The 23,677-nt window shown below is 69.6% G+C and carries 22 protein-coding genes; 15 read left to right on the top strand and 7 right to left on the bottom strand.

Features of this window, described 5'->3' with window-relative positions:
- The first annotated feature begins 50 nt into the window (after positions 1–50).
- Positions 51–2,585: a GH32 C-terminal domain-containing protein gene (locus ABTX60_RS13800; protein ID WP_352097265.1), complete on the top strand. Its 2,535-nt coding sequence runs from the start codon at positions 51–53 to the stop codon at positions 2,583–2,585.
- 178 nt (positions 2,586–2,763) lie between these two features.
- Here ABTX60_RS13800 and ABTX60_RS13805 read toward each other — a convergent pair whose 3' ends face one another.
- The 3 genes from ABTX60_RS13805 to ABTX60_RS13815 form a co-directional block, all read right to left on the bottom strand.
- Positions 2,764–4,935: a TerD family protein gene (locus tag ABTX60_RS13805; protein WP_352097266.1), complete on the bottom strand. Its 2,172-nt coding sequence runs from the start codon at positions 4,933–4,935 to the stop codon at positions 2,764–2,766.
- Positions 4,936–5,033: 98 nt separating this feature from the next.
- Positions 5,034–5,336, bottom strand: coding sequence for a putative quinol monooxygenase (locus ABTX60_RS13810; protein ID WP_352097267.1), 303 nt, complete (start codon positions 5,334–5,336; stop codon positions 5,034–5,036).
- Between the two features lie 14 nt (positions 5,337–5,350).
- Complete coding sequence (locus ABTX60_RS13815; protein WP_352097268.1) at positions 5,351–6,337, bottom strand: carbohydrate kinase family protein; 987 nt, start codon at positions 6,335–6,337, stop codon at positions 5,351–5,353.
- Between the two features lie 251 nt (positions 6,338–6,588).
- Here ABTX60_RS13815 and ABTX60_RS13820 point away from each other — a divergent pair, with 251 nt between their 5' ends.
- The 8 genes from ABTX60_RS13820 (at position 6,589) to infA (ending at position 14,632) form a co-directional block, all read left to right on the top strand.
- A complete protein-coding gene (locus ABTX60_RS13820; RefSeq protein WP_352097327.1) occupies positions 6,589–7,605 on the top strand; it encodes a sugar ABC transporter substrate-binding protein in 1,017 nt (338 codons plus the stop codon).
- 145 nt (positions 7,606–7,750) lie between these two features.
- Entirely contained in the window at positions 7,751–8,764 is a 1,014-nt protein-coding gene (locus ABTX60_RS13825; protein WP_352097269.1) for an ABC transporter permease, read from the top strand.
- Complete coding sequence (locus ABTX60_RS13830; protein ID WP_352097270.1) at positions 8,761–9,597, top strand: ATP-binding cassette domain-containing protein; 837 nt, start codon at positions 8,761–8,763, stop codon at positions 9,595–9,597. The genes ABTX60_RS13825 and ABTX60_RS13830 overlap by 4 nt, the downstream gene beginning before the upstream one ends.
- A 77-nt stretch (positions 9,598–9,674) precedes the next feature.
- Positions 9,675–10,688, top strand: a complete 1,014-nt coding sequence (locus ABTX60_RS13835; protein ID WP_352097271.1) for a LacI family DNA-binding transcriptional regulator — start codon at positions 9,675–9,677, stop codon at positions 10,686–10,688.
- A gap of 142 nt (positions 10,689–10,830) precedes the next feature.
- The gene (locus ABTX60_RS13840) at positions 10,831–11,844 is read left to right on the top strand and encodes a LacI family DNA-binding transcriptional regulator (RefSeq protein WP_352097272.1); all 1,014 of its coding nucleotides are present in this window, start codon (positions 10,831–10,833) and stop codon (positions 11,842–11,844) included.
- Between the two features lie 183 nt (positions 11,845–12,027).
- A complete protein-coding gene (locus tag ABTX60_RS13845) occupies positions 12,028–13,362 on the top strand; it encodes a glycoside hydrolase family 68 protein (RefSeq protein ID WP_352097273.1) in 1,335 nt (444 codons plus the stop codon).
- 254 nt (positions 13,363–13,616) lie between these two features.
- Positions 13,617–14,411: a GNAT family N-acetyltransferase gene (locus ABTX60_RS13850; RefSeq protein WP_352097274.1), complete on the top strand. Its 795-nt coding sequence runs from the start codon at positions 13,617–13,619 to the stop codon at positions 14,409–14,411.
- Entirely contained in the window at positions 14,408–14,632 is a 225-nt protein-coding gene (gene infA, locus ABTX60_RS13855) for a translation initiation factor IF-1 (RefSeq protein WP_352097275.1), read from the top strand. Before ABTX60_RS13850 ends, infA begins: the two co-directional genes overlap by 4 nt.
- A gap of 153 nt (positions 14,633–14,785) precedes the next feature.
- On the opposite strand, the gene ABTX60_RS13860 is transcribed toward infA, so the two are convergent.
- Together ABTX60_RS13860 and ABTX60_RS13865 are read right to left on the bottom strand one after the other, a co-directional pair.
- On the bottom strand, positions 14,786–16,015 hold the full coding sequence (locus ABTX60_RS13860) for a GNAT family N-acetyltransferase (RefSeq protein ID WP_352097276.1): 1,230 nt from the start codon (positions 16,013–16,015) through the stop codon (positions 14,786–14,788).
- 199 nt (positions 16,016–16,214) lie between these two features.
- Positions 16,215–17,150 carry a 2-dehydropantoate 2-reductase N-terminal domain-containing protein gene (locus tag ABTX60_RS13865; RefSeq protein WP_352097277.1) on the bottom strand — a complete coding sequence of 312 codons (936 nt, stop codon included), beginning with the start codon at positions 17,148–17,150 and terminating at the stop codon, positions 16,215–16,217.
- Between the two features lie 426 nt (positions 17,151–17,576).
- Here ABTX60_RS13865 and ABTX60_RS13870 point away from each other — a divergent pair, with 426 nt between their 5' ends.
- Positions 17,577–17,960, top strand: coding sequence for a VOC family protein (locus ABTX60_RS13870; RefSeq protein ID WP_352097278.1), 384 nt, complete (start codon positions 17,577–17,579; stop codon positions 17,958–17,960).
- A complete protein-coding gene (locus ABTX60_RS13875) occupies positions 17,957–18,268 on the top strand; it encodes a DUF7683 domain-containing protein (protein WP_352097279.1) in 312 nt (103 codons plus the stop codon). Before ABTX60_RS13870 ends, ABTX60_RS13875 begins: the two co-directional genes overlap by 4 nt.
- 60 nt (positions 18,269–18,328) lie before the next feature.
- On the opposite strand, the gene ABTX60_RS13880 is transcribed toward ABTX60_RS13875, so the two are convergent.
- Positions 18,329–18,925 (bottom strand): hypothetical protein, encoded by a 597-nt coding sequence (locus tag ABTX60_RS13880; protein WP_352097280.1) that lies wholly within the window; start codon positions 18,923–18,925, stop codon positions 18,329–18,331.
- A gap of 306 nt (positions 18,926–19,231) precedes the next feature.
- Here ABTX60_RS13880 and xynA point away from each other — a divergent pair, with 306 nt between their 5' ends.
- Both xynA and ABTX60_RS13890 read left to right on the top strand, forming a co-directional pair.
- Entirely contained in the window at positions 19,232–19,909 is a 678-nt protein-coding gene (xynA, locus tag ABTX60_RS13885) for an endo-1,4-beta-xylanase XynA (RefSeq protein ID WP_352097281.1), read from the top strand.
- A complete protein-coding gene (locus ABTX60_RS13890) occupies positions 19,906–20,586 on the top strand; it encodes a polysaccharide deacetylase family protein (protein WP_502992318.1) in 681 nt (226 codons plus the stop codon). The genes xynA and ABTX60_RS13890 overlap by 4 nt, the downstream gene beginning before the upstream one ends.
- Before the next feature lie 54 nt (positions 20,587–20,640).
- Here the strand turns inward: ABTX60_RS13890 and ABTX60_RS13895 are convergent, their stop codons facing one another.
- Positions 20,641–21,870 (bottom strand): phosphorothioated DNA-binding restriction endonuclease family protein, encoded by a 1,230-nt coding sequence (locus ABTX60_RS13895; protein WP_352097282.1) that lies wholly within the window; start codon positions 21,868–21,870, stop codon positions 20,641–20,643.
- A 167-nt stretch (positions 21,871–22,037) separates the two neighbouring features.
- On the opposite strand from ABTX60_RS13895, the gene ABTX60_RS13900 reads away from it, so the two are divergent.
- Together ABTX60_RS13900 and ABTX60_RS13905 are read left to right on the top strand one after the other, a co-directional pair.
- Positions 22,038–22,523: a hypothetical protein gene (locus ABTX60_RS13900; RefSeq protein WP_352097283.1), complete on the top strand. Its 486-nt coding sequence runs from the start codon at positions 22,038–22,040 to the stop codon at positions 22,521–22,523.
- 127 nt (positions 22,524–22,650) lie between these two features.
- On the top strand, positions 22,651–23,457 hold the full coding sequence (locus tag ABTX60_RS13905; RefSeq protein ID WP_352097284.1) for an SAM-dependent methyltransferase: 807 nt from the start codon (positions 22,651–22,653) through the stop codon (positions 23,455–23,457).
- Positions 23,458–23,677: the final 220 nt, after the last annotated feature.

Genomic DNA, 23,677 nt, shown 5'->3' on the forward strand with positions numbered 1-23,677 from the left:
AGGGGGCCTCGGTCGCCGCTGCGTGGACGGCCGTGGGACAAGGAGACACGATGAGCCGTGTACGCGTATCCCGGCATGCCCGCATACGGATGGCGACGGTGGTGACCGTCTGCGCCCTGTCGGCAGCCCCGCTCGCCCCCGGGGCCGTCGCAGCCGACGCCCCGGCGTACACCGAGACCTACCGGCCCCAGTTCCACTTCACCCCGGAGAAGAACTGGATGAACGACCCCAACGGCCTCGTGTACTACCAGGGCGAATACCACCTCTTCTACCAGTACAACCCGAACGGCAACTCCTGGGGCGACATGTCCTGGGGGCACGCGGTGAGCAAGGACCTGGTGCACTGGGAGGAGTTGCCGCTCGCCCTGTCGCACGACGACGAGGAGATGGTGTTCTCCGGCAGCGCGGTCGTCGACCGGGACAACACCACCGGGTTCGGTACGAAGAAGAATCCGCCCATGGTGGCGATCTACACCAGCGCCTACAGAGACGGCGGCAAGCAGGCCCAGTCGCTGGCCTACAGCACCGACCGGGGCCGCACCTGGACCAAGTACCAGGGCAATCCCGTCATCGACATCGGCTCCAAGGACTTCCGCGACCCCAAGGTGCAGTGGTACGCGCCGACCAAGAGCTGGCTGATGACGGTGTCGCTGTCCGCCGAGCACAAGGTGCTGTTCTACTCGTCGAAGAACCTCAAGGACTGGGAGCTGCAGAGCGAGTTCGGGCCGGCCGGCGCGGCCGGTGGCGTGTGGGAGTGCCCGGACCTGTTCCCCCTCGCGGTCGACGGGGACAAGAAGAGAATCAAGTGGGTCCTGGTGGTCAACATCAACCCCGGTGGCATCGCGGGCGGTTCGGCCGCCCAGTACTTCGTCGGGGACTTCGACGGCAAGACGTTCACCTCGGACGACAAGGGCACCTACACACCGCCCGCCGGCGACGTCGTGCAGGACTTCGAAGGCGCCGGCTTCGGTGACTGGACGGCGACCGGGAACGCGTTCGGGCAAGGGCCGGCAGCGGGTGCGGTGGACGGTCAGGGAACCGTGTCGGGCTTCGACGGCAAGGGTCTCGCCAACAGCTTCCACGGCGGTGACGGCGCGACCGGCCTCCTCACCTCTCCCCCCTTCACCGTGAACAGCCCCTATCTGAACTTCAAGATCGGTGGCGGGCGGCATCCGCACGAGGCCGGTACCGTCCTGGACAGCACTCCGCCCGAGGGCACGGTCCTCGCCGACTTCGAGGGCGGAACGTACGGCGGCTGGACGGCGACCGGGGACGCCTTCGGCGCCGCACCGGCCACCGGCACCCTCCCCGGCCAGCAACAGGTCTCCGGATACCTGGGCAGCGGCCTGGTCAACACCTTCCGCGACGGCGACTCCACCACCGGCACCCTCACCTCGCCCGAGTTCACCGTCGACAGGAAGTACATCGACTTCCTCGTCGGCGGCGGCAACCACCCGGTCGGCTCCGACCGTCCCACCGCGATCGAGCTCCTCGTGGACGGCCAGGTCGTCCGCAGCGCCACCGGGAGGGACGCCGAAGCGCTCAACTGGGCCTCGTGGGACGTCGGCGACCTCGCCGGCAAGAAGGCGCGGATCCGGATCGTCGACGACAACACCGGTGGCTGGGGCCACCTCAACGTCGATCACATCGTCATGTCCGACACTCCGGCCCCGCGCGCCTCCCAGGAGACGTCGGTCAACCTGATCGTCGACGGCAAGGTCGTCCGCAGCGCGACCGGCACCGACAGCGAGGCCCTGGACTGGGCGTCCTTCGACATGCGCCCGTTCGCCGGCAAGCAGGCGCAGATCCAGATCCGCGACATGAACACCGGCGGCTGGGGCCACGTCCTGGCCGACCGGTTCACCGCCGCCGACCAGCCCGCCAAGTCCGTCGTGCAGCGCGCCGACTGGGCCGACTACGGCAAGGACTACTACGCGGCCGTGTCCTGGGAGGACGCGCCGGGCGGCAAGCGCTACATGATCGGCTGGATGAACAACTGGGACTACGGCCAGTCCGTCCCGACCACCCCCTGGCGCGGCGCGCAGAGCATCCCCCGGGAGATGGCCCTGCGCACGATCGACGGCCGGATCCGGCTGACCAGCAAGCCGGTGGGCAGCCTGGCGTCGCTCCGCCCGAAGGTCCCGGCGACGGCGTCCGGTGTCGTGGTCGAGGACACCTCGAAGTCCCTGACCGGCTTCGGGGCCAAGGGCAAGGCGCTCGACATCGAGGCGACCTTCTCCCTCAAGGACGCGGACCGCTTCGGCCTGAAGGTGCGCACCGGGGCGGGCGGTGAGGAGACCGTCATCGGCTACGACACCACGACACAGGAGCTGTACGTCGACCGCACCCGCTCCGGCGCCGGGGACTTCAACAGCACGTTCCCCGGCATCCAGACCGCTCCCCTGAAGGCCGAGAAGGGCAAGGTCAAGCTGCGGATCCTCGTCGACTGGTCGTCCGTGGAGGTCTTCGGCGGCAGCGGCGAGGCCGTGATCACCGACCAGATCTTCCCCGACCCGTCCAGCACCGGCGTCGAGGTCTTCGCCGAAGGAGGCACCGCCACCCTCGACGAGCTGCGGGCGTGGTAGCTGAAGTCCGTCCGGCGGTGACGAGCCCCCCGGGCTGTCGGCGCATACGACAACGGAGAGGCGCCGTGTGGGCGCCTCTCCGTCGGAGTCGAGGGCGAGGAGAGCGAAGGAACTTGAGTCATTTGGAGTGAATGAGAAGGAAGCCCCTTCATGGCCTCGCCGTCGGCAACGCTAGCACTCAGGCCGGGACCAGGTCGCGCAGATTTTCGAGGGTGATGATCCGGGAGTCCGGGTGCAGCCCCTCGGGACGTTCGAGACCGATGTACGTCACGGGCTCCTCCGGGACCGACCCGCCGTCCCACAGGTCCATGGCCGTGGTGTCGCGGGACATCAGGTCGACCAGGTACCTCGTCGTCAGCTGCTCGCGCTCCACGAGGGCACGCACCACCTTGGACACCGACACCTGGTTCTCCTCGACCCGGTTCGCCTCCGAGATGCCCTTCAGATACAGGTGCAGCCACTTCGCCCGCCACGTGCCGTCGTCCCCGCGCCGGAAGACCAGCGGCAGTGCCACCCGGCCGACCCCGCGCAGCTCCGACTTCATCCGCACCGTGCGCGGCTCGAACGGACGGCCCTTCTGCTCACCTTCGCGCAGCATGAACCCGAAGAACGACTCCTCGACGTCCTCGAAGCCTTCGCCCGCGAAGATGTTGACCTGCGGAACGATGTACGTGCCGCGTACCCGGTCCAGGGACAGATCGATGAACTCCGAGGCTCCGTCGGGCGCCTCGGTGACATCGCCCGAGTGCTTGCCCCCTACGGCTGTGAGGGCCGTGTAGGAGAGCCAGGAGTCGGTGCTGTAGTCGCCGCGCAGAAGCAGGGCCGACAGGTCGTAGTCGGTGCGGAGCTCGGTCTGCTTCCAGTACACGAAGAAGCGCAGCAGCTCGCCGTCGACCCGCGAGACCGAACCCCGCGGGAGTACGCCGAACCCGTTCGCGGTCGCCCTGCCGCTGAGCGGGAGCGCCACGTCGAGGATCTCGGGGTCGAGCAGCAGCCGGCCCGGCGCCGGGAGCCGGCGGCGCATCTCGGCGTCGAGGGCGGCGATCAGCCGGTCGCGGTCGGCGGCCGGTACCGGGGGCCGGTCGTCGGGGGCCACCCAGGCGCGGCCCCGGCGGTTGACGAAGATGCGGGGTTCGCCGGTCTCCCGCTGCCGGTTGTGGAAGTGCTCACGGACCGAGAGGACGACCCGGCCGGAGACCTCGGGGGCGACCTCCACCGCGGCGGCCACCACCGCGTCCCGCTCCTCCTGGTCGGCGGCGATGCGCAGCAGGAGGTCCAGTGCGCGGAACAGCTTGCCGGGAGCGGACTTCAGCAGCTTCACCGCACCGGTGACGTCGAACTCGTCGAGCAGCTTCTCGACGCGGCCGTCGAAGGACCGTGCCTCCTTCTCGCCCCGCGCCACGGCGAACACGTCGGCGGCGTGCGGCCAGCGCGGGTACTCGTGCGGATGGAGACGCTCACCGAGGCGCTTGAAGGGCTCCCGGTGCGCGTGCACGTCGGCGAGCTTCGCCGGGTTCGCCGCCACCACCGCGTCGAGGCCCGCGAGCAGCCCCCGGCGGACCGGCCGCGACAGCCTCCGGAACCGGGTCGGCTCCTGGAGCGTGACATCGCCCCCCGACAGGGCGCAGGCCAGCCGCAGCACATCGGTGACGGTGTCCAGCAGGAGGCCGGCGCCGACGCCGAGGCGGGCCTCGTTGACGACCGCCCGGTTCTCCCGGACGGGGATCCACTCCGGCTGGGGGCCGGGCGCGCACCGCTCGGCGAGGGTCTTGAGGTCGCGCAGGTGGTCCTCGCCCAGGGGCGTCGTGCTGCCCGCCAGGGCCAGGTAGAGATCGGTGAGTTCGTCGTCCAGGTCCCGCCCGAGGTGCAGGACGGTCACCCGGTCGCCCGCCGAGGCGATCAGCTCGTCCTGTGCCGCGAGCATCTCCTCGTAGGTGTGCTGGTAGCGGCCGTACGCGGGGAGGCTGAGCAGGTTCACGACCCCGTGCGCCAGCTGCGCCAGCACGCTCTCGCGCGACGTGTCGTCAGCGAGCGCCTTCGCCACGCACCGCATCCAGAACTCTTCGGTGTCCGGCACGTTCGCCGGGAAGTCGATGAAGTAGGAGTTGTGCCGGACGTGGTCGCCCACCATCTCGCTCACCGTGGCCAGCGTTCGCCGGGCGGTGTGCACGACCGCGGCCTCGGACAGCCCGGAAAGCCGCTCCAGCAGCTCGGCGGAGAGCTTGAAGCCCACGGAGGTCAGCGCCGCGTCGAACTGCCGGGCGGCGGTGGCTCCGTCCCCCGCGGATCCCTTGGGGGAGGGCAGGCGATGGGTGTGCCGGATGACCAGCGATTCGAAACTGTGCGCCATTCGGGGATGATCGCAGAGGTGCGCGAGGCGACGCACAGGAGTTTTCGGCACGAGGCCGTGCCCGAAGCCTCCGGCGAGCGGGCCTCGGCCCACGCCCCTCAGGGACGCGTGGCCAGCGGATCGAGGAACGTCAGCACGGAGGCGTCCTCCTCGATCAGCGGAGTGAGGACGGCGTTGAAGGGAGCGCCGTACGGGGCGTTCAGGTGTGCCTGGAAGGCGTCCTCGTCGCGGTAGACCTCGAAGATCCAGTAGGCGCGGGGGCTGGCGGCCTTGGTGTAGACGTCGAAGGCCAGGTTGCCTTCCTCCTCGCGTACCTTCTGGGCGTACTCCTGGATCAGGCGGGCGACCTCGTCCTCCGCTCCCTCTCGGGCGGTGAACTCGGCGAGCAGGGTCTTCGTCATGGTTGCTGTCCTTGTCAGTGGGCGGAGTCGAGGTGCCGGACCGCTGACGCGTCCGGCGTGAGCTGCGCCAGCTGGTCCCGCCAGGGCGGGTTCGGGCCGGCGACCGAGCAGGTCAGGGCTGCCACCTGCACGGCGAACAGGCAGGCGGCCTCGACGTCGGCGAGGCGCAGGTCCGTCAGCCTGCCGCCGAGGAGTCCCTGGGTGCCGAGGTGGTGCAGCAGGCCTGCCGTGAAGGAGTCCCCCGCACCGACCGTGTCGACGACCGCCGTCGCCACCGCGGGCACCCGCACGCGTTCCCCGTCGAGTGAGGCCAGTGCTCCGCCGGCGCCGCGCGTGATCACCACGAGCCGTGTCCCCGCCGCATGCCAGGTGTCGCACGCCTGCTCGGGCGGTGTTCCCGGCAGCAGGAGATCCAGGTCGTCCTCGCTCAGCCGCAGCACGTCGGCGAGGCCGCACCAGTGCGCCAGCCGGGCGCGGTAGACCTCGGGGTGCACCAGGAGCGGGCGGACGTTGGGGTCGATGCTGATGGTGGCCCGCGGGGCGGCCGCTGCCAGGAAGTCCTCCACCACCGCCGCCCCGGGGTCCCTGACCAGGGCCAGCGAACCGGTGTGCACACAGGCGGTGCCGGCCAGGTCCACCCCGGCGAGTTCCGCGGTCGTCCACTGCCAGTCGGCCGTGGCCTGGGCGTGGAAGGAGAACGCGGCCTGGCCCTGGGCGTCCAGTTCGGCGACGGCGAGTGTGCTGGGCTCGGCGGCCTCCACGGCGTGCGAGAGGTCGACGCCGGATGCCGCGAGGTGGGCCCGGAAGAGGCGGCCGAACACGTCGCCGGACAGCCGTGCGAGGAAGCGGGCCGGGGTGCCCAGGCGTGCCAGGGCCACCGCCGTGTTGGCCGGCCCGCCGCCCGGCAGGACGCGCAGGGCGAGTTCGCCCCGGGCGGGTGCGGGTTCGGTGAACGCGTCGGCGACGCATTCGCCGAGGACGGTGATCTGGGGCGGGCTCATGGGCTGCTCTTCTCTGGGGCGCGCGGAGCGGAAACGGGCATGACCCGGGCAGGCCGAGGGGCGGCTGCGGGGCGGGCGGCCGCCGAGGGGCGTTGCCGATTTGTGACGAGTGCAAGGCATTGACGTTGCCGGTGAGCGGAGTCCATCATCCTCGCCAAGCAGTGTCAACGATGACATCGGTCATCGTTGACATCGCGGGACGGCAGGCCTCCCCTGCCGGCCACCCGCCCGACATCCCGCTGGAGTCGTTCATGTCACGCACCTCTCGTCTGTCCTCCTCCCTGCTCAGAGCCGCCGCGTGCACGGGCATCGCGGCCCTCACCCTGACCGCCTGTGGATCCGGATCGGGATCGGGCAGCGCGAGCACCGGCTCGGGCGAGGTCAAGGTCGGCCTGATCACCAAGACGGACACCAACCCGTTCTTCGTCAAGATGAAGGAGGGCGCGGAGAAGTCCGCGAAGGCCGAAGGCGTCAAGCTCATGACCGCCGCCGGCAAGTTCGACGGCGACAACGCCGGGCAGGTCACCGCGATCGAGAACATGGTCGCCGCCGGTGTGAAGGGCATCCTGATCACCCCGAGCGACTCCAAGGCGATCGTGCCCGCGATCGAGAAGGCCAAGGCCAAGGGCGTCCTGGTCATCGCCCTGGACACCCCGACCGAGCCGCAGAGCGCGGTCGACGCCCTCTTCGCCACCGACAACCTCAAGGCCGGTGAGCTGATCGGCGAGTACGCCAAGGCCGCCATGAAGGGCAAGACCGCGAAGATAGCCGCCCTGGACCTCGCGCCGGGTGTGTCCGTCGGCGTCCAGCGGCACAACGGTTTCCTCAAGGGCTTCGGCGCCACCGACAAGGACGTCGCCTGTGCTCAGGACACCGGCGGCGACCAGTCCAAGGGCCAGACGGCGATGGAGAACTGCCTCCAGAAGGAACCCGGCATCAACGTCGTCTACACCATCAACGAGCCCGCCGCGCTGGGCGCGTACACCGCGCTCAAGGCCAAGGGCCGGGAGAAGGACGTCCTGATCGTCTCCGTCGACGGCGGCTGTACCGGCACCAAGGCCGTCAAGGACGGCAAGATCGCCGCGACCTCGCAGCAGTACCCGCTGAAGATGGCCGCCGAGGGCGTCAAGGCCGTCGTGACGTACGCCAAGGACGGCAAGAAGGCGTCGGGTTACACCGACACCGGGGTCACCCTGATCACCGACAAGGCACAGGACGGGGTCGCTTCGAAGGACACCGCCTACGGCCTGGAGAACTGCTGGGGCTGAGCCGCCGGCTCCCCGCTGCCACCGTTTCGACACCTCTCGGCGGGGCGGCCGGCCCCTCCTCCCCGACCCGGGACGGCCGCCTCCTCGTCCTCCTGCCGCCCCAAAGGGACGGACACGGACTTCTGTCTTCCGACAAGGACCTCGCATGACTGCCACGTCCACGCCACCCTCCACGTCCACGCCGTACGCCGATCTCAAAGCGCCGACCACGGTCCGCAGAGTGCTCACCCAGCCGACCACCGGCCCGCTGATCGCGCTCCTCCTGGCCTGTGTCTTCTTCTCCGTGTCGACCGACCAGTTCCTCACCGGCGGGAACTTCTCGCTGATCGTCCAGCAGGTCATGGTCGTCGGCACGCTGGCCATCGGCCAGACGCTCATCATCCTCACCGCGGGCATCGACCTGTCCTGCGGAGCGGTGATGGCGTTCGGCAGCATCGTGATCGCGAAGATGGCCGCCGAGGGCTCCCTGCCACCGCTCGCCGCGATCGCGCTGGGCCTGGCCGTCTGCGGCGGCTTCGGCATGCTCAACGGGGCACTCGTGCAGAAGATCCCGCTGCCGCCGTTCATCGTCACCCTGGGCATGCTCAACGTGGCGTTCGCGCTGACGCACATCTACTCCGAGGAGCAGACGGTCAGCAACCTGCCCGGCCCGCTGACGGCCCTCGGGCAGACCTTCCCGCTGGGCAAGACCGACATCACCTACGGCTCGCTGGTCACCATCGCCCTGTTCCTCCTCCTCGCCTACGCGCTGAGCAGCACCGGCTGGGGCCGGCACGTCTACGCGCTGGGCAACAGCCCGGAAGCGGCGCGGCTGAACGGCATCCGCACCTCCCGCCTGACCATCGGCGTCTACACCGCGGCAGGTGTGCTGTACGGCATCGCCGCCCTGCTGCTCATCTCCCGCACCGGAGTCGGCGATCCGCAGGCCGGGCAGACCGACAACCTCGACAGCATCACCGCCGTGGTGCTCGGCGGCACCAGCCTCTTCGGCGGACGGGGCTCGGTCCTGGGCACGTTCATCGGCGTCCTCATCGTCGGTGTCTTCCGCAACGGGCTCCAGCTGATGGGCGTCGCCTCGATCTACCAGACCCTGATCACCGGTGTCCTGGTGATCCTCGCGGTGACCGTCGACCAGATCTCCCGGAGGAAGGCCCGATGACCACGACCACCACCGAGACCCCCGTGCTGCAGGCTCGCGGTCTCGTCAAGCGCTACGGCCAGGTCACCGCGATCGACGGCGCCGACTTCGACCTGATGCCCGGCGAGGTCCTCGCCGTCATCGGCGACAACGGCGCCGGCAAGACCAGCCTCATCAAGGCCCTCACCGGAGCGGTGGTACCGGACGAGGGGGAAATCCGCCTGAACGGCGAGCCGATCCAGTTCTCCGGCCCGCAGAGCGCCCGCGCCCACGGCATCGAGACGGTGTACCAGGACCTCGCCGTGGCGGCGTCCATGGACATCGCCTCGAACATGTTCCTCGGCCGTGAGCTGCGCCGCCCGGGCGTCCTCGGCAGCGCCTTCCGCATGCTCGACAAGAAGCGCATGCGCCAGGAGGCCGCCGAGCACATGGCGGACCTGAAGATCGGCCTGCGTTCGCTCACCCAGGCCGTCGAGACCCTCTCCGGCGGACAGCGGCAGGCCGTCGCGGTGGCCCGGGCGGTCGCCTGGGCCCGCAGCGTCGTCGTCATGGACGAACCCACCGCCGCCCTCGGCGTCAAGGAGTCCGGCCAGGTCCTCGACCTGATCCGCCGCGTCCGCGACAAGGGCATGCCGGTCGTCCTGATCAGCCACAACATGCCGCACGTCTTCGAGATCGCCGACCGGATCCACGTCCACCGGCTGGGCCGGCGCGCCGCCGTGATCAAGCCGTCCGACTACTCCATGGCGGAGGTCGTGGCCATCATGACGGGCGCCCTCACCGTCGACGAGGCCGGAGATACTGTCGTAGCGGATTCCGAGGCCGCGAAGGCCGCCGGAGTACAGGCCACCTGACAGCGCAACCCCGCTCCCGCACGTTCCGGCCGAGGCCGCGGCCCGGAACCGGGAGCATCCAGGAGACGGTTTACTCCATGGCAGCGAGCCGCAGACCCACCTTGGCCGATGTCGCCAGAGAAGTGGGTGTCAGCGCCAAGACGGTCTCCCGGGTCCTCAACGAGGACGGGCCCGTCTCGGCCCGGACGCGGGAGCAAGTGCTCGCCGCGGTGGCGGAGTTGGGCTTCCAGCCGAACCTCATGGCCCGCAACATCCGCGTCGGCGGTCCGGACACGACCATAGGGCTGGTCATCCCCGACCTGGGCAACCCCTTCTTCGGCGCCGTGGCCCGGGGCATCGAGGACACGGTCCGGGACCGCGGACTGACGCTGCTCATGGGGTCGTCCGCGGACGACCCCGAGCGCGAACGCGCCCTGACGGCTCAGTTCCTCGCACGGCGCGTCAGCATCCTGATCGTCGTGCCGTCCGTCGGCGCCGACCACTCCGACCTCAAGTCGCACCGTACGGCGGGACTGCCCGTCGTCTTCCTCGACCGGCCGGGGGTCGGCCTGTCCACGGACAGCGTCGTCAGCTCCAACCGTGCGGGGGCGCAGGAGGGCGTCGCGCACCTCATCGCCCACGGGCACCGCCGCATCGGCTTCGTCGGCGACCTGCCGGTCAAGCTGTACACCCGTCGCGAACGCCTCGCCGGGTACCGGGCCGCCCTGCAGGAAGCCGACATCCCCCACGACCGCTCCCTGGTCGTCAGCGCGCACGATCAGCAGGGAGCGGAGGCCATGACGGCGCAGCTCCTCGAACTGCCCGATCCCCCCACGGCCCTGTTCGCCGGGAACAACATCATGGCGCTCGGCATCGTCGCCGAGCTCGCCCGCAGCAAGCGCAAGAACGTGGCCGTCGTGGCCTTCGACGACGTCTCCCTCGCCGAAGCGCTGGAACCGGCCCTCACGGTCGTCGCCCAGGACCCGGAGGAAATCGGCCGCAGCGCCGCGACCGCCGCCCTGGCCCGGCTCGACGGTGACCGCTCCCGGGCCCGCACGATCACCGTTCCCACCCGGCTGATCGTCCGTGGGTCGGGGGAGCAACGCATCTGAGGCGACGGTCACCGACGGGCCGAAGCACCTCCCGCGAGCGGTGCGGACCCGGGCGGAAGAGCAGTTGAGGGGCCGGCCGGCACCGGGCAACCGGAAATGTGTGCAGGGCAGCTAATTCTGCGAGTTCGGGTACTGTACGGCCGTGGGAGAACGGGCGACCATCGGCGATGTCGCGGCCCGGGCCGGGGTGGGCGTCGGCACGGTTTCGCGCGTCCTGAACGACAGCCGGAACGTCAGCGAGGACACCCGCGAGCGGGTGCTGCGGGTGATCCGGGACCTGGACTACCGGCCCAACCGGCGCGCTCGCGCGCTGTCCACGGGACGCACCCAGAGCATCGCCGTCATCGCGCCCTTCGCCACCGAACCGTCCGTCGTCGAGCGGCTGCGCGGCATCTCGCACGTGCTGCACGGCAGCGACCACGACCTCACTCTGCTCGACGTGGCCTCGCCGGACCAGCGTGATCAGCAGTACCGGGCGGTGGCGGCCGGAGACCGCTTCGACGGGCTGCTGGCGATCTCGCTCGCGCCCACCGACGACGAAGCGGAGCAGCTGGCACGGGCCGGTCTGCCCACGGTGCTGCTGGACTGTGAGCACCCGGACCTGCCACGCGTGGTGATCGACGACGTGCGCGGCGGCATGCTGGCGACGCGTCATCTGCTGCAACTCGGCCATCGTCGCATCGCGTTCATGGGCGATGCCGCCGACGATCGTTTCCGTTTCAGCGCGAGCGCCCGTCGGCGAGAGGGCTGCGAGCTGGCGCTCAAGGCGTACGGCCTCGCGCTGGAGGAGCCGTACGTCCGCGTCGGACCGCACGGCCGCGCGGTGGCGCACCGCCTCACCGACGAGTTGCTGGCCCTTCCGGAGCCCCCGAGCGCGATCGTCACCGCGTCCGACACCCGGGCGCTCGGGGTGATCGAAGCGGCGAGCTCGGCGGGCGTGCGAGTCCCCCGGGAACTGTCCGTGGTCGGCTTCGACGACCTCGACGTGGCGGCCTACGTCGGGCTGACCACAGTTCGCCAGCCCCTGCGCACCAGCGGCGGGATCGCCGCGCGTCTGCTGCTGGAACGCATCGGCCGGCCCCTCGGCGAGCCCGTCGAGCAGCTGCTGGAACTGGAGCTCGTGCGCCGGCACACGACGGCCGCCGCCGAAGCCTGATCCACGCCGCGCCGACCACGTTGGATCGGCTTCCATTAACTTCCATGACGCGACACCGATCGCCTCTCGTACGTAAATTTTCACCTCACGAGTTCACCGCTTTTTAGGCCAACTGAGGTACCGTCAGCGATGGAACCGGCTCCACAGCTTCCATTCGTTCCCTCTTCCCCCCAAGGGTGACGTATGTACAGAGCAAGACGAGCGGTGCTCCGGCTGGCGACGGGTCTGGCAGCCTTCGCGACGCTGAGCGGCATCATCACTCCCGCTTCCGCCTCCCCCCACGACGTGTCCGGGACGGGCACACGGCAGTACACCGCCGACGACGACCACACAGCCGTCTGGTCCCGCGCGGACGCCCTGAAACTCAAGCAGGACAGGACCAACACCGCCCCTCGCGTGTCACCCGACTTCCCGGTGATGACCGACAAGGTGTGGGTGTGGGACACCTGGCCGCTCACCAAGCTCAGCACCCGGACCGCCACCTACAAGGGCTGGCACGTCATCTTCTCGCTGACGGCCCCGCGCTCTGTGCCGTTCGGTGACCGTCACTGGTACGCGAAGATCGGCTACTTCTACTCGCGCGACGCCAAGAGCTGGAAGTACGGCGGCGACCTGTTCCCGGCCGGCACCTCGTTCGGCTCACGTGAGTGGGCCGGCTCGACGGCGCTCATCGGCGACAAGGTGCAGTCCTTCTACACCGCCTCCGGGCGCGACAACGGCGGGGTCGACCCCAGCGACGCGCTGCAGCGCCTGGCGCAGGCGACCGGAAAGATCCACGCGGACAAGAACCGCGTGTGGTTCTCCGGCTTCCGGGACCACCGCATCATCGCCGAGGCCGACGGCAAGATGTACCAGACCCTCGAACAGTCGCAACAAGGCCCGATCATCTACGCCTTCCGCGACCCGTTCGTCTTCCGCGACCCGCGGGACCGCAAGGTCCACCTGCTGTTCGAGGGCAACACGGGCGGTACCGCGGGCTCGTACCAGTGCACCAAGCGCGACCTGGGTGACCTCCCGGCCGGCCACGAGGTGCCGGAGGACTCGAAGTACTACACGGGCAACATCGGGCTGGCCACGGCCGACGGCGACAGCATGGACAACTGGAAGCTCCAGCCCCCGCTGCTCTCGGCCAACTGCGTGAACCAGCAGACCGAACGGCCGCACCTGATCATCCGCGGCGGCAAGTACTACCTGTTCACGATCAGCCACAAGTTCACATTCGCGCCGGGGCTGAGCGGCTGGGACGGCCTCTACGGGTTCGTCGGCCCGGGGCTGCGCAGCGACTACCGGCCGCTCAACGGCAGCGCGCTGGTCCTGGGCAACCCCGAGGACGCCCCGACACAGCAGTACTCGCACTACGTGATGCCCAACGGGCTGGTGGAGAGCTTCATCGACACGGTCCCGACGGCTGACGGCGGGAACCGCTTCGGCGGCACCCTCGCACGCACGCTCGTACTGTCCCTGAAGGACGACAGGACGAGGCTGGCCGGTCAGTTGGACTACGGCTACATTCCGTAAGCCTGCCTGAGCGAGTCGGGGGGCGGCTGGTTCGATCAGCCGCCCCCCGACCGCCTGGGTGGTCGGAAAAAGGCTTTGAGCGGCGCGACCGCCCGCTGCTAGGTTGCCGGTGGACCGTGAAGTCGCCGTAGGGAGGTGAGCCCCGTGAACGCAGTTACCCGTGGGTGCTCCCTCAACCCGTCACGGTCCGGCGGCTGACGTTCGGTGTCGCCAGGAGCGCCTGAGACCGAGGCACTCCTGGAAGGGAGACTCCGATGGACACAAAGCCTTTCGCATCCGGCCTGAGCGAGCACGCGGTGATGATCACGCGCGTCGCGGACAGGCAATGGCACGCCCTGGACGACGACTTGGTGGTCGGCCGCGGGCATGCGCACCACCGGCCCGACGGACGCCTGTTCGTCAGCATCGACGCCTGGCACGACGTCGCCTTCGACCGACTCGCCGAGGTGATGGTGGCGGAACTGCCGACGCCGCTGTACACGGTCGTCGACGAAGCGGACGCCGAGCTGACGGCCGGCTGGCGGCGGGCCGGTTTCACGGTCCGGCGCCGCGAGTGGGAGTACGCCGTACCGACCGACCCGCGGGTCACCGGGCTCGAAGGGGTCCTGCCGCCTTCGGGCGTGACGATCGTGCCGGCCGGTCAGGCGGACGAAGGTCTGCTGCGGGAGGTGGACCGCGCGATCCGGGACGAAGTCGAGGCGACTGCCGGGTGGTGGCAGTCGATGCCCGCCGAGGTGATTCCCCGCGTCGAGGGTGACACCGTCGTCGACCCGTCGAAGTACGCGGTGGCCGCGGCACCGGACCGCTACCTGGGGCTGATCCGGGTGGTGACGGCGATCCGGCCGCGCATCGGGCTGGTCGCGGTCCGGGCGGGCGAGCGGCGCCGCGGCATCGCGCGGGCCCTGCTGGCCCATGCGCTGGTGACGGCGCACCGCTCCGGGTTCACCGCGGCCTGGACCGAGGTCCACGAGTCCAACCACGCGGCCACGGCGCTGTTCGAGGACGCCGGCGCCCGGCCGGTGAGCAGCAACCTGGAGCTGGTGCGATGACGAAGAACAAGAACGTCATCGAGGTCGAGGGCAGGGTCGTCGAGTGCCTGCGCAGCGCCATGTTCACGGTGGAGCTGGAGAACGGCCACCAGGTGCTCGCGCACATCAGCGGGAAGATCCGCAAGAACTTCATCAAGATCATGCTGGAGGACCGGGTACTGGTGGAGCTCCCGCCGTACGACCTGACGCGCGGGCGCATCGTGTTCCGGTACCGGAACTAGCGCCGGGCGGAGTCACCCGTCGTCGCGGTATCCGTATCCGTGTCCGTAGCCGTGGCGCGATCGGTGGCGGTGGCTGATGTCGGGGTCCCGGTCACGGTGTTCGCGTGACCGGGACCCCGATGGCGGCCCCTGCGCGGGTCTGCGAGGTGTGGGTCAGAACCAGTGCAGGCAGTGCGGGGAGCGTTCGGCCCGGAAGAGGGTGTCGGCGAGCGGTGCCGCGTCCGGGTGGTGTGCCCGGATGTGTCCGGCGCGCACGAGCGTGCTCGGGTCGGTGCCGCCGAGGTAGACCGAGCCCAGATCGCGGACGTCCAGGGAGAGGTCGGGCTTCCGGTCCGTCGGGGCGCAGTCGGCCTTGCCGTCGCGGACGGTCAGTCGGTAGCGGTCGCGTTCGCCGAGGAACGGGTCGTGGACATCGAGGACGAGCTCGCCGTCCGCGAACCAGCCGCGTGCGGTCAGCGCACGCGGGACGTCCAGCAGCCGTACCCAGAGCCAGTCCATGTCGCCGCCCACCCGGCCGGCGCGGAAGTCCGCGAGCTGCCAGCGCAGCGGGTGTTCGGGCGGGAGGTGCTTGAACACGACCTGGGAGACCAGGTCGTGTGCGAGGACGAAGCGGGCCAGGGCCATGAAGACGGCGTCGTCGGTGGCGATGGTCTCGTCGACCGTCAGGGTGCCGGACTCGATGGAGTAGGCGGCGTACCCGTCCGGGGCTCCGGTGGCGTCCCGGTGGACGGCGATGTAGCGCGGCTCCGGCGAGATCGGGGGCTGCCCCGCGCGCAGGGCCCACCAGCGGTGCGGCCGGGACAACGCGCCGGGCTGGGCGCGGCGGTACCGGTCGTAGACGTCTTCCAGGATCTCGTCGCAGTCGGCCCGGCGCAGCACCTCGACCGAGCCGTCGCCCGGGCCGGTAGCCTGCGCCTCCGACGCTTCGCGTGCCCGGGGCGTGGCGAGGGCGGCGTTGTGGCGCGGGACCGTCAGCTGCGCTGTGTGAGTCGCCGGTCCGTAGCCGAATCTGCCGTAGATCGAGGCCTCGGAGGCCAGCAGTACGGACAGGAGCTCCCCACGGGCCCGCAGCTCGGCGAGCTGATACCGCATCATCGCGGTGAGCACGCCCTGGCGCCGGTGCGAGGGCAGGACGCCGACGGCGGTCACCCCCGGGGCCGGGACGAGGGTCCCGCCGGGCAGGGTGAGCTCGAAGGAGTGCGTGGCGGCGGTGCCGACGGGCCGGCCGTCCGCCGTCAGTGCGAGCAGGCAGTGCTCCGTTTCGAGCGCCGACCACCAGAGTCCACCGCCCTCGACCGGGGTCTCCGGGAAGCGCCCGAACGCGGCATGAACGGTGTCGACGAAGACGTCGAGATCCTTGTCGGTCGTGGGACGGATCTCCATCACTGCCGCTGCCTCCTCGGGATACCCGCACCACGACTCGTGGTGTCCGCCCCACAGTGCAGCGTCGACCCGTGGCCCGGGCAAGCGAATTACCGTCCCGGCATCGGGGCGACGCCGACCGGTGAGCATCTGCGGTGGCGACGGACCGCCCGGGACAACAGGCTGCAGGACCGTCGGGCATCCGTCACCATTGTGACATTCACGCACCTCCAATGCTTCGATTGATTTCCCGGACTGCCTGCATGAAGATCGGGTTGAACCCCGACTCCTCCATGTATTCGATCCAGGCATTGGTGTCTTTTGGCAGGCAGGCTCCCCCGTACACCCCCTTGTCATGGATGCCATACAACGGATCCCACATGCCTTGAGCGCTGCGCACCGTCAGCTGGAATGCCAGAGTGGGGTCTATACCCAAACCCTTTGCCATTTCTCGCATCTCATTGAAGAAGGAGATTTTGGCAGCATTGAACAGATTGTTGACGTACTTCTGGAACTCTGCTTCCTCATAGCCGCATCGGTAGACCTTTGCATCAAAAGGATGATAGAGCTCAGCCAGCCTGTGAGCCGCATCCTCACTACGGACGCTCTGCCCAATCGTGATGATCCTCGGACAATCGAAGTCTCTCTGAGCGTGCCGCTCCCTGAGGTACTCGGGGTTGTAGCACACGTGCTCCCCCACCCGGCTATCACCAGCAGCCTTCTCCAAAAGAGGGACGAGGTGCTTTCTGGTAGTACCGGGAAGTATCGTACTTCTAAAGACGATGACTGGCCTACTCTGGAATACAGCCAGTGCAGAATCAATATCATGGCACGCTTGATCGAGAGAGGACAGATTTACCCCATCCTCCGCTGTAGGAGTCGGGACAGAAATGAATACCGCCTCGACATCACGCAGGATAATCTCCTCCGGAAAGATGGCGCTGAAACCGTTGCTGCGAATCTGTTCCACCGTATCGGCATTGACATCAACGAATGTGACGTCATGGCCGAGTTTGAGGAACCCTTTCCCTGTTGCCTGTCCGACGACGCCGGCACCGACAACGCAGAGCTTTGCCATGTCTCCCCCTTTTTCCGACGTTGCGGTCGAACCGCTTGGGATTTGCCGCCACCTCCCGGGCACCTTCTTCATTGCCATCGCACGGCCCCACTACATGCCCAGGAGTCCCGCGCCATCGCCGCTGCAGCACGTATCGCGTCGCCGATCCTCCGTAGATCGCCTTCTCGGCAGCGCCGGGATCCCGCTCCCGCTCGGAATCCGAGATGTGCACTCACTCACCTTGCCTCGAAGTTCGAGCGAACAGGGAGTCGTCGGTCACTCGAACCATCATCGGAGTCCAATCCGGGCATTCCGGGCAAGGGCGGATTCCGGTACGTAAGTCTGATGTGCGGTACGTCTTCGAATTCGCCCAGAACTTCCACAGGCGGGCATGGGCACGGACCAAAAACATTCGCACCGGCTCCCCCCGCCCGGTACGGTCACGAGCGCGTTCCCGCAGGGGTTGTTCGAGAGCTCCGCGCGGGATGGCCCCGGCCGTTCCGACACCGAAGGTGGGTTTCGTCCATGGCATGTCGTATCAGTGAGCTCGTGCTCGGCTGCCGCGATCCCGAGCTGCTGGCACGGTTCTGGTGCGAGGTCCTGGACTTCGTCGTACTCGACCGCGAGGACGACGGCTCCCTCGAGATCGGCCCGCGCGAAGGGTTCGGCGGGCCGCAGCCGACGATCATCCTCAACCCCAGTCACGAGCCGGAGCCCGGGAAGTCCCGGCTGCACATCGACGTCAACGCCACCGACCGCGACCAGGACGCCGAGCTCGAACGCCTCCTGAAGCTCGGGGCGCGCCCGGCCGACATCGGCCAGACCGGCGAGGAGCCGTGGCACGTTCTCATGGACCCCGAAGGCAATGAGTTCTGCCTCCTCAAGGCCCGCTTGAAGCCGCTTCGATGACGCTGCGTCCCGGTCAACCGATTGGCACAGGGTCTGAGGACGGGCAGACGCCCGCGGGAGCGCCCGACGCCATCTGGGTCCTGGAGGGGTTCAGCAAGGCGGACGACACCTTGCAGGTCGAGCACCCCATCAGCCGTGAGCAGCTTCTGCTGTTGCGGGAGGTGATCACCCCGGATGCCGACGATCCCTGGATGATCTACTGCTACCCCGTGCCCGTCGAGGTGTGGCCGGCGGTGGACGCGATCCTCCAGTGCGGGCCGCCCGATCCCGAGCTGGATTACCTGACGGGGGCCTGCGCGGCTGAGTGAGCCGCACGGGGGTGCACCTCTCGGCCGCCCGGCCGTGCCGGCCCCCGGCGCGAACGGAACCTAGCCGCGCAGCGCCAGGTGGTACGACGAGGCCCACAACACCAGCGCGCTGCCCAGGCCCACCACGACCCGCACGGTCTCGCCAGCGAGGCCCGCCGCGACGAGGACGAACCCGGCGACCGCGACGGCCGTCAGCAGCGACGCCGTCCACCGGTACTGCCACTGGTCGTACAGCCGGGCGAGCGGGAAGAAGTGCAGGCCCACGACGAGGGCGATGCCCGCGGGGACGACCTCGGGCCGGCCTGCGGCGTTGGACGCGGCGATGACGGCGAAGACGGCCACCAGCTCGACGGTGTTGACGATGCCCACGCCACACGCCCAGTTGGGGGGCAGGTTCACCATCCGGGGCGAGGGCGTGGCGTCCTTGCGATACCCCAGGTGGATCGCCGCCGCGGTGAGCAGTACCGCCGCCGCCTCGATGCCGAGCGGCACGACATCCGTCGCCGAGCCGGTCCCGGAGGCCGCCGCCACGGCCCACAGCAGGGCGAACGCGGAGAGCACCAGCACGCCTCGGCGGCGCAGAGCGCGGGTGAGGGCCAGGCACTCGGCATCCTCATCGGACGGAGTGGCGGGCGTCGCGGCGGACGTCGATGTCACTCGCGGAGAGTACATGGGCCGACCTCGACGTGACATGGACTTACTCCGGAAACTCTTCGAAACATTCGACGAGATGGATTCAGTGTTCGGGGCGGCCAGGGCTGCCATCGCATGGAGATCACTTCTCCGCGATCGTCATCTCCGCGATGAACAGCGGAAATTCGGAACAGTTCGTCTCCATGATGGCCCGAACATTTCGCAATAGCCGACGAAACCATTGACAGTCGAAAGGGCCCGGCCAACACTCCCCGATGACAGAGCTCCCCCGTCGACCCACCCCCACTCGGACGAGGAGGAAGCACACCCATGCAGAAGTCACCAGGCCGCTTACGGCTGCTCATCAGCAGCACCTGCACCATGCTGCTGGTCGCGGCCGCGGCGCTCACGATGCCGGGCACCGCGCACGCCGACACCGTCGTCACCACCAACCAGACGGGCACCAACAACGGCTACTACTACTCGTTCTGGACGGACGCGCCGGGCACGGTCTCCATGACCCTGTCGTCCGGCGGCAGTTACAGCACCTCATGGCGCAACACCGGGAACTTCGTCGCCGGCAAGGGCTGGAGCACCGGGGCCCGCCGCACCGTGACGTACTCGGGCTCGTTCAACCCGTCCGGCAACGCCTACCTGACGCTGTACGGCTGGACGGCGAACCCGCTCGTCGAGTACTACATCGTCGACAACTGGGGCACCTACCGGCCCACCGGCACCTACAAGGGCACCGTCACCAGCGACGGCGGCACGTACGACATCTACAAGACGACGCGCTACAACGCCCCGTCCGTCGAGGGCGTACGCACCTTCGACCAGTACTGGAGCGTGCGGCAGTCCAAGCGGACGGGCGGCACCATCACGGCCGGCAACCACTTCGACGCGTGGGCCCGGGCCGGGATGCCCCTGGGCAACTTCAAGTACTACATGATCATGGCGACCGAGGGATACCGCAGCAGCGGCAACTCCAGCATCAGGGTGGGGCCATGAGGACGGGGGCCGTGCCGGCGATGCTCGCGACGGTGGCGGCCGCGGCCCTCACCGTCACGACCGTCACGGCCTCTGCCGCCGCGCCGGCGCGGGCCGCCGCCTGCACCGGCTACGTCGGGCTCACCTTCGACGACGGCCCGTCCGGCAACACGACGAAGCTGCTCGACGTGCTCCGCCACAACGGGTTGCGGGCCACGATGTTCAACGTGGGCCGGTCCGCGGCCGCCAACCCGTCCCTGGTCCGGGCGCAGGTGGCCGCCGGCATGTGGGTCGCCAACCACAGCTACACCCACCCGCACCTGACCCAACTGAGCCAGGCGCAGATCGACTCCGAGATCTCCCGCACCCAGCAGGCCATCGCCAACGCGGGAGGGGGCACGCCGAAGCTGTTCCGCCCGCCGTACGGCGAGACCAACGCGACGGTGAGGTCGGTCGCGGCCCGGTACGGCCTGACCGAGATCATCTGGGACGTCGACTCACAGGACTGGAACGGCGTGAGCACCGACGCGATCGTCCGGTCCGCCGCCCGACTCACCAACGGCCAGATCATCCTGATGCACGACGGACCCGCCAACACCGTTGCGGCCATCCCCCGCATCGCCCAGGGCCTGGCGTCCCGAGGCCTGTGCGCGGGAACGATCTCCCCCCAGACGGGCCGCGCGGTGGCCCCCACGTGAGCCCCCGGCGCGACGGCGACCACGCCGTCGCGCCACAGGGCGGTCCGGAGGAGCCTAGAGGGGTGGCCCGGCGGCAGGCCTTCCACCACCGCTCGCCGCATGTCGCTCGGACGCGACCCTGAGCAGGGTCTCGCGCAGCGCCTCCCGCGTGCGCCCCCGGGTCTTGACGGCATGGCAGTTGGGGCAGAGAGCCACCATCTGGCTCGGGTGGTCGCGTCCGCCCCGGGTGAGGTCCACGACGTGGTCGACTTCGAGGATCGGGTGGTCGTCGTCGGTCACATCGGCGGGCTGGCCCGTGCAGTTGGGGTTCTCGCAGCGGCCCCCGCTACGGCTCAGGACCAGGTAGCGGGCCGTGCGGGAGCGGACCGGACGGTGGGTGGTGCCGGTGCGGCGACGGCCGTGGGTCTGTGCTTCCCGTTCCTCGACGAACGTGCAGCCGCGTTCGTACTCGGCCGCGGTCAGGAGCCACCGCTCCGGTGCGGGGCCGGGCCGGGGGTGCGGTTCGGCCGGGTCGAGGCCGTCCAGGCCCACGTCGGCGAGGAACGGGGCCGCGTCGAGGTCCTCGAAGAAGGTGCCCACTAGTTCGTCGAGGACGGCCAGACGCGTGACGGTGGAGTGCCGGAAAAGGTCGTACACGGGCTCGGCGAGGCCGCCGAGGGGTTGGTTCGTGGCGAACCAGCGCTTCACCCCGGCGTCTCCGTGGGCAGTGGTCACCGGGCCGGTGTACTCGCGCAACTCCCATACGCCGTCGCGGTAGAGGGACGCGATCGGGTAGTCCGGACGCGGCCGCTCCCCCCTGTACCCGTGCCTCTGCAACAGGCGCTTGAGGGCTGCTTCGGTCTCGGTCCAGGGGAGGAGCCGGGGCTCGCCCCGCAGTGCCCGGCCCATGGCCCACAGCAGTGCGATCGGCTTGTACAGGGCCAGGTGGTTCGCCGAGCGGTTCACCTGCAGGCGGGTGATGCGGTGGATCAGCTCCTCGTGGGCCGGCCCGGCTGCCCCCTGCTCGTCGACGACGTCGTAGCCGAGGCGTTCGAGCCGGCGGGCGGCGTGGTCCGCGCCGCCGGAGAAGCCCGGTGTGTCGGGGGTCAGGGGGCGTTCGCCCGGCAGGAAGCCGTGTGCCGCGCCGACGATCGCCTTGGAGTCGTACTGCTTGCCCTCGTGCACCAGCACGTAGCGACGCGCACGCCGGAACCCGTACGTCTTCAGGAAGGCGTCACGCCCGAGACAGTCACACTCCTCGATCGCCTTCTCGATCTCGACGCGCGATATGTCCGAGAGTGCCATGGCGGGAACCCTACGCGACGGCACTGACAGCGCGGGGGCCTCGCCGGGGCGTTGCCGGTGACCGCCCGGCGGCGCCGCCGAGGGGTGCGCGCACGCGCCCAGGTGTGCGACGTACTTGAGTACGGGTGCTCATGACGGGACCCGCGGTGTCCGGGAATCCTGGCTGTATGAGGAATCGGGGAATCGTCGCGGCCGGAGCCGCTCTTGCCGGTGGTGTGCCTGTGGCCGCCTGGGGTCTGATGGGGCAGCAGAACTACGCCGGGTTGCCGGCCAGTGAGCTGGACTACGCGTTCCAGCCGTGGGACATCGGGGACGGCGTGGCCGCGGTCGCCGGGGGGCTCGCGCTGGTTCTGGCGGTGGCCGGTGCCGCGGTGCTCGTGCGGGCCTCGCTGCGCGGGGCGATGGACCAGCGGTGGTGGGGAGTGCTCGGGCCGCTGGTGGCCCTCGGGCTCATGCTTGGTGTGGGGTGGCGGATCCTGACCGCGGGGGGCGTCGGAGCGAACATCGGGGCCGGGCTGCTGATCCTGTTCGGGACGCCGATCGCCGCCGGGCTGCTGATGTGGTCCCTGGCGTGGTCGTTCTGGCTGGTCACCCAGCGCCACGGGCACGAGGGCGGCGGGGAGTTGGGCGGTATCGCCTCCCACGGGGTCTAGCAGTGCCCGCCGTGGCCGAAACCCCACGGCAGGCGGATCCCCAGGAGGGGCAACAACCCTGCGCTGCCGGGAAGTTCCCCTAGGTTGGTGGGCCGGTCCCCCTTCCCCACCCCCAGGAGGCCCCGCCGTGTCCGACGACAGCCTGCGCGACCGTATCGACACCTCCAAGCCGCACTCGGCCCGCTTCTGGAACTACTTCGTCGGCGGCAAGGACAACTACGAGGTCGACCGCGAGATCGGCGACCAGATCAAGTCGATCTTCCCGGGGCTCGTCGACGTGGCGGTCACGAGCCGCCGGTTCCTGGGGCGGGCCGTCGAATACCTGGCCGGTGAGCAGGGCGTACGGCAGTTCCTGGACGTCGGCACCGGGCTGCCCACCGCCGACAACACGCACGAAGTGGCCCAACGGGTCGCCCCGGACGCCCGGATCGTCTACGTCGACAACGACCCCATCGTGCTGGCCCACGCCAACGCGCTGCTCACCAGCACGCCCGAGGGCAGGACCGCGTACCTGGACGCCGACCTGTACGACCCGGAGGCCGTCCTGAAGGCCGCCGCCGGCACGCTCGATCTGTCCCGGCCGGTCGGTCTGATGATCCTCAACACCCTCGGTCACGTCGCCGAGTACGAGCGGGCGCGCGAGCTGGTGCGGCAGCTCATGGCCGGGCTGCCGGCCGGCAGCCACCTGGTGATCAGCGACAGCACGGCGACCAGTGAGGGAATGATCGCCGCGTCGGAGGCGTACAACGCGAGTGGGGCGGTGCCGTATCACGTACGGCCGGTCGCGGAGATCGCCGGGTTCTTCGATGGGCTGGAGCTGGTGGAGCCGGGAGTGGTGCGGGTTCCCGAGTGGCGGCCGGAGGGGTCCGGGGGCGACGGTGCGGGTTCCGGTGGCGCGGTTGATGCGTACTGCGGTGTCGGGCGTAAGCCGTAGGTTCCGCCGTCGTCGTGTGCCGCGCCGCGGGGGCTCTTCGCGCAGTTCCCCGCGCCCCTGAGTGGGACCGGTACCGTTCGTCAGCCGTTCGAGTCGGTCAAGGTGGGGGCGTAAGCCGTGGGTTCCCGCCGTCGTCGTGTGCCGCGCCGCGGGGGCTCTTCGCGCAGTTCCCCGCGCCCCTGAGTGGGACCGGTACCGTTCGTCAGCCGTTCGAGTCGGT

This window comes from Streptomyces sp. NPDC126510, from assembly GCF_040302345.1.
Lineage (GTDB): Bacteria > Actinomycetota > Actinomycetes > Streptomycetales > Streptomycetaceae > Streptomyces.

Coding starts and splice junctions, on each gene's coding strand:
- ABTX60_RS13835 (WP_352097271.1), top strand. CDS start 9,675: ATGGCAGCGAGCCGCAGACCCACCTTGGCCGATGTCGCCAGAGAAGTG.
- ABTX60_RS13860 (WP_352097276.1), bottom strand. CDS start 16,015: ATGGAGATCCGTCCCACGACCGACAAGGATCTCGACGTCTTCGTCGAC.
- infA (WP_352097275.1), top strand. CDS start 14,408: ATGACGAAGAACAAGAACGTCATCGAGGTCGAGGGCAGGGTCGTCGAG.
- ABTX60_RS13875 (WP_352097279.1), top strand. CDS start 17,957: ATGACGCTGCGTCCCGGTCAACCGATTGGCACAGGGTCTGAGGACGGG.
- ABTX60_RS13845 (WP_352097273.1), top strand. CDS start 12,028: ATGTACAGAGCAAGACGAGCGGTGCTCCGGCTGGCGACGGGTCTGGCA.
- ABTX60_RS13865 (WP_352097277.1), bottom strand. CDS start 17,150: ATGGCAATGAAGAAGGTGCCCGGGAGGTGGCGGCAAATCCCAAGCGGT.
- ABTX60_RS13805 (WP_352097266.1), bottom strand. CDS start 4,935: ATGGCGCACAGTTTCGAATCGCTGGTCATCCGGCACACCCATCGCCTG.
- ABTX60_RS13825 (WP_352097269.1), top strand. CDS start 7,751: ATGACTGCCACGTCCACGCCACCCTCCACGTCCACGCCGTACGCCGAT.
- ABTX60_RS13830 (WP_352097270.1), top strand. CDS start 8,761: ATGACCACGACCACCACCGAGACCCCCGTGCTGCAGGCTCGCGGTCTC.
- ABTX60_RS13895 (WP_352097282.1), bottom strand. CDS start 21,870: ATGGCACTCTCGGACATATCGCGCGTCGAGATCGAGAAGGCGATCGAG.
- ABTX60_RS13810 (WP_352097267.1), bottom strand. CDS start 5,336: ATGACGAAGACCCTGCTCGCCGAGTTCACCGCCCGAGAGGGAGCGGAG.
- ABTX60_RS13815 (WP_352097268.1), bottom strand. CDS start 6,337: ATGAGCCCGCCCCAGATCACCGTCCTCGGCGAATGCGTCGCCGACGCG.
- ABTX60_RS13850 (WP_352097274.1), top strand. CDS start 13,617: ATGGACACAAAGCCTTTCGCATCCGGCCTGAGCGAGCACGCGGTGATG.
- xynA (WP_352097281.1), top strand. CDS start 19,232: ATGCAGAAGTCACCAGGCCGCTTACGGCTGCTCATCAGCAGCACCTGC.
- ABTX60_RS13800 (WP_352097265.1), top strand. CDS start 51: ATGAGCCGTGTACGCGTATCCCGGCATGCCCGCATACGGATGGCGACG.
- ABTX60_RS13820 (WP_352097327.1), top strand. CDS start 6,589: ATGTCACGCACCTCTCGTCTGTCCTCCTCCCTGCTCAGAGCCGCCGCG.
- ABTX60_RS13900 (WP_352097283.1), top strand. CDS start 22,038: ATGAGGAATCGGGGAATCGTCGCGGCCGGAGCCGCTCTTGCCGGTGGT.
- ABTX60_RS13890 (WP_502992318.1), top strand. CDS start 19,906: ATGAGGACGGGGGCCGTGCCGGCGATGCTCGCGACGGTGGCGGCCGCG.
- ABTX60_RS13870 (WP_352097278.1), top strand. CDS start 17,577: ATGGCATGTCGTATCAGTGAGCTCGTGCTCGGCTGCCGCGATCCCGAG.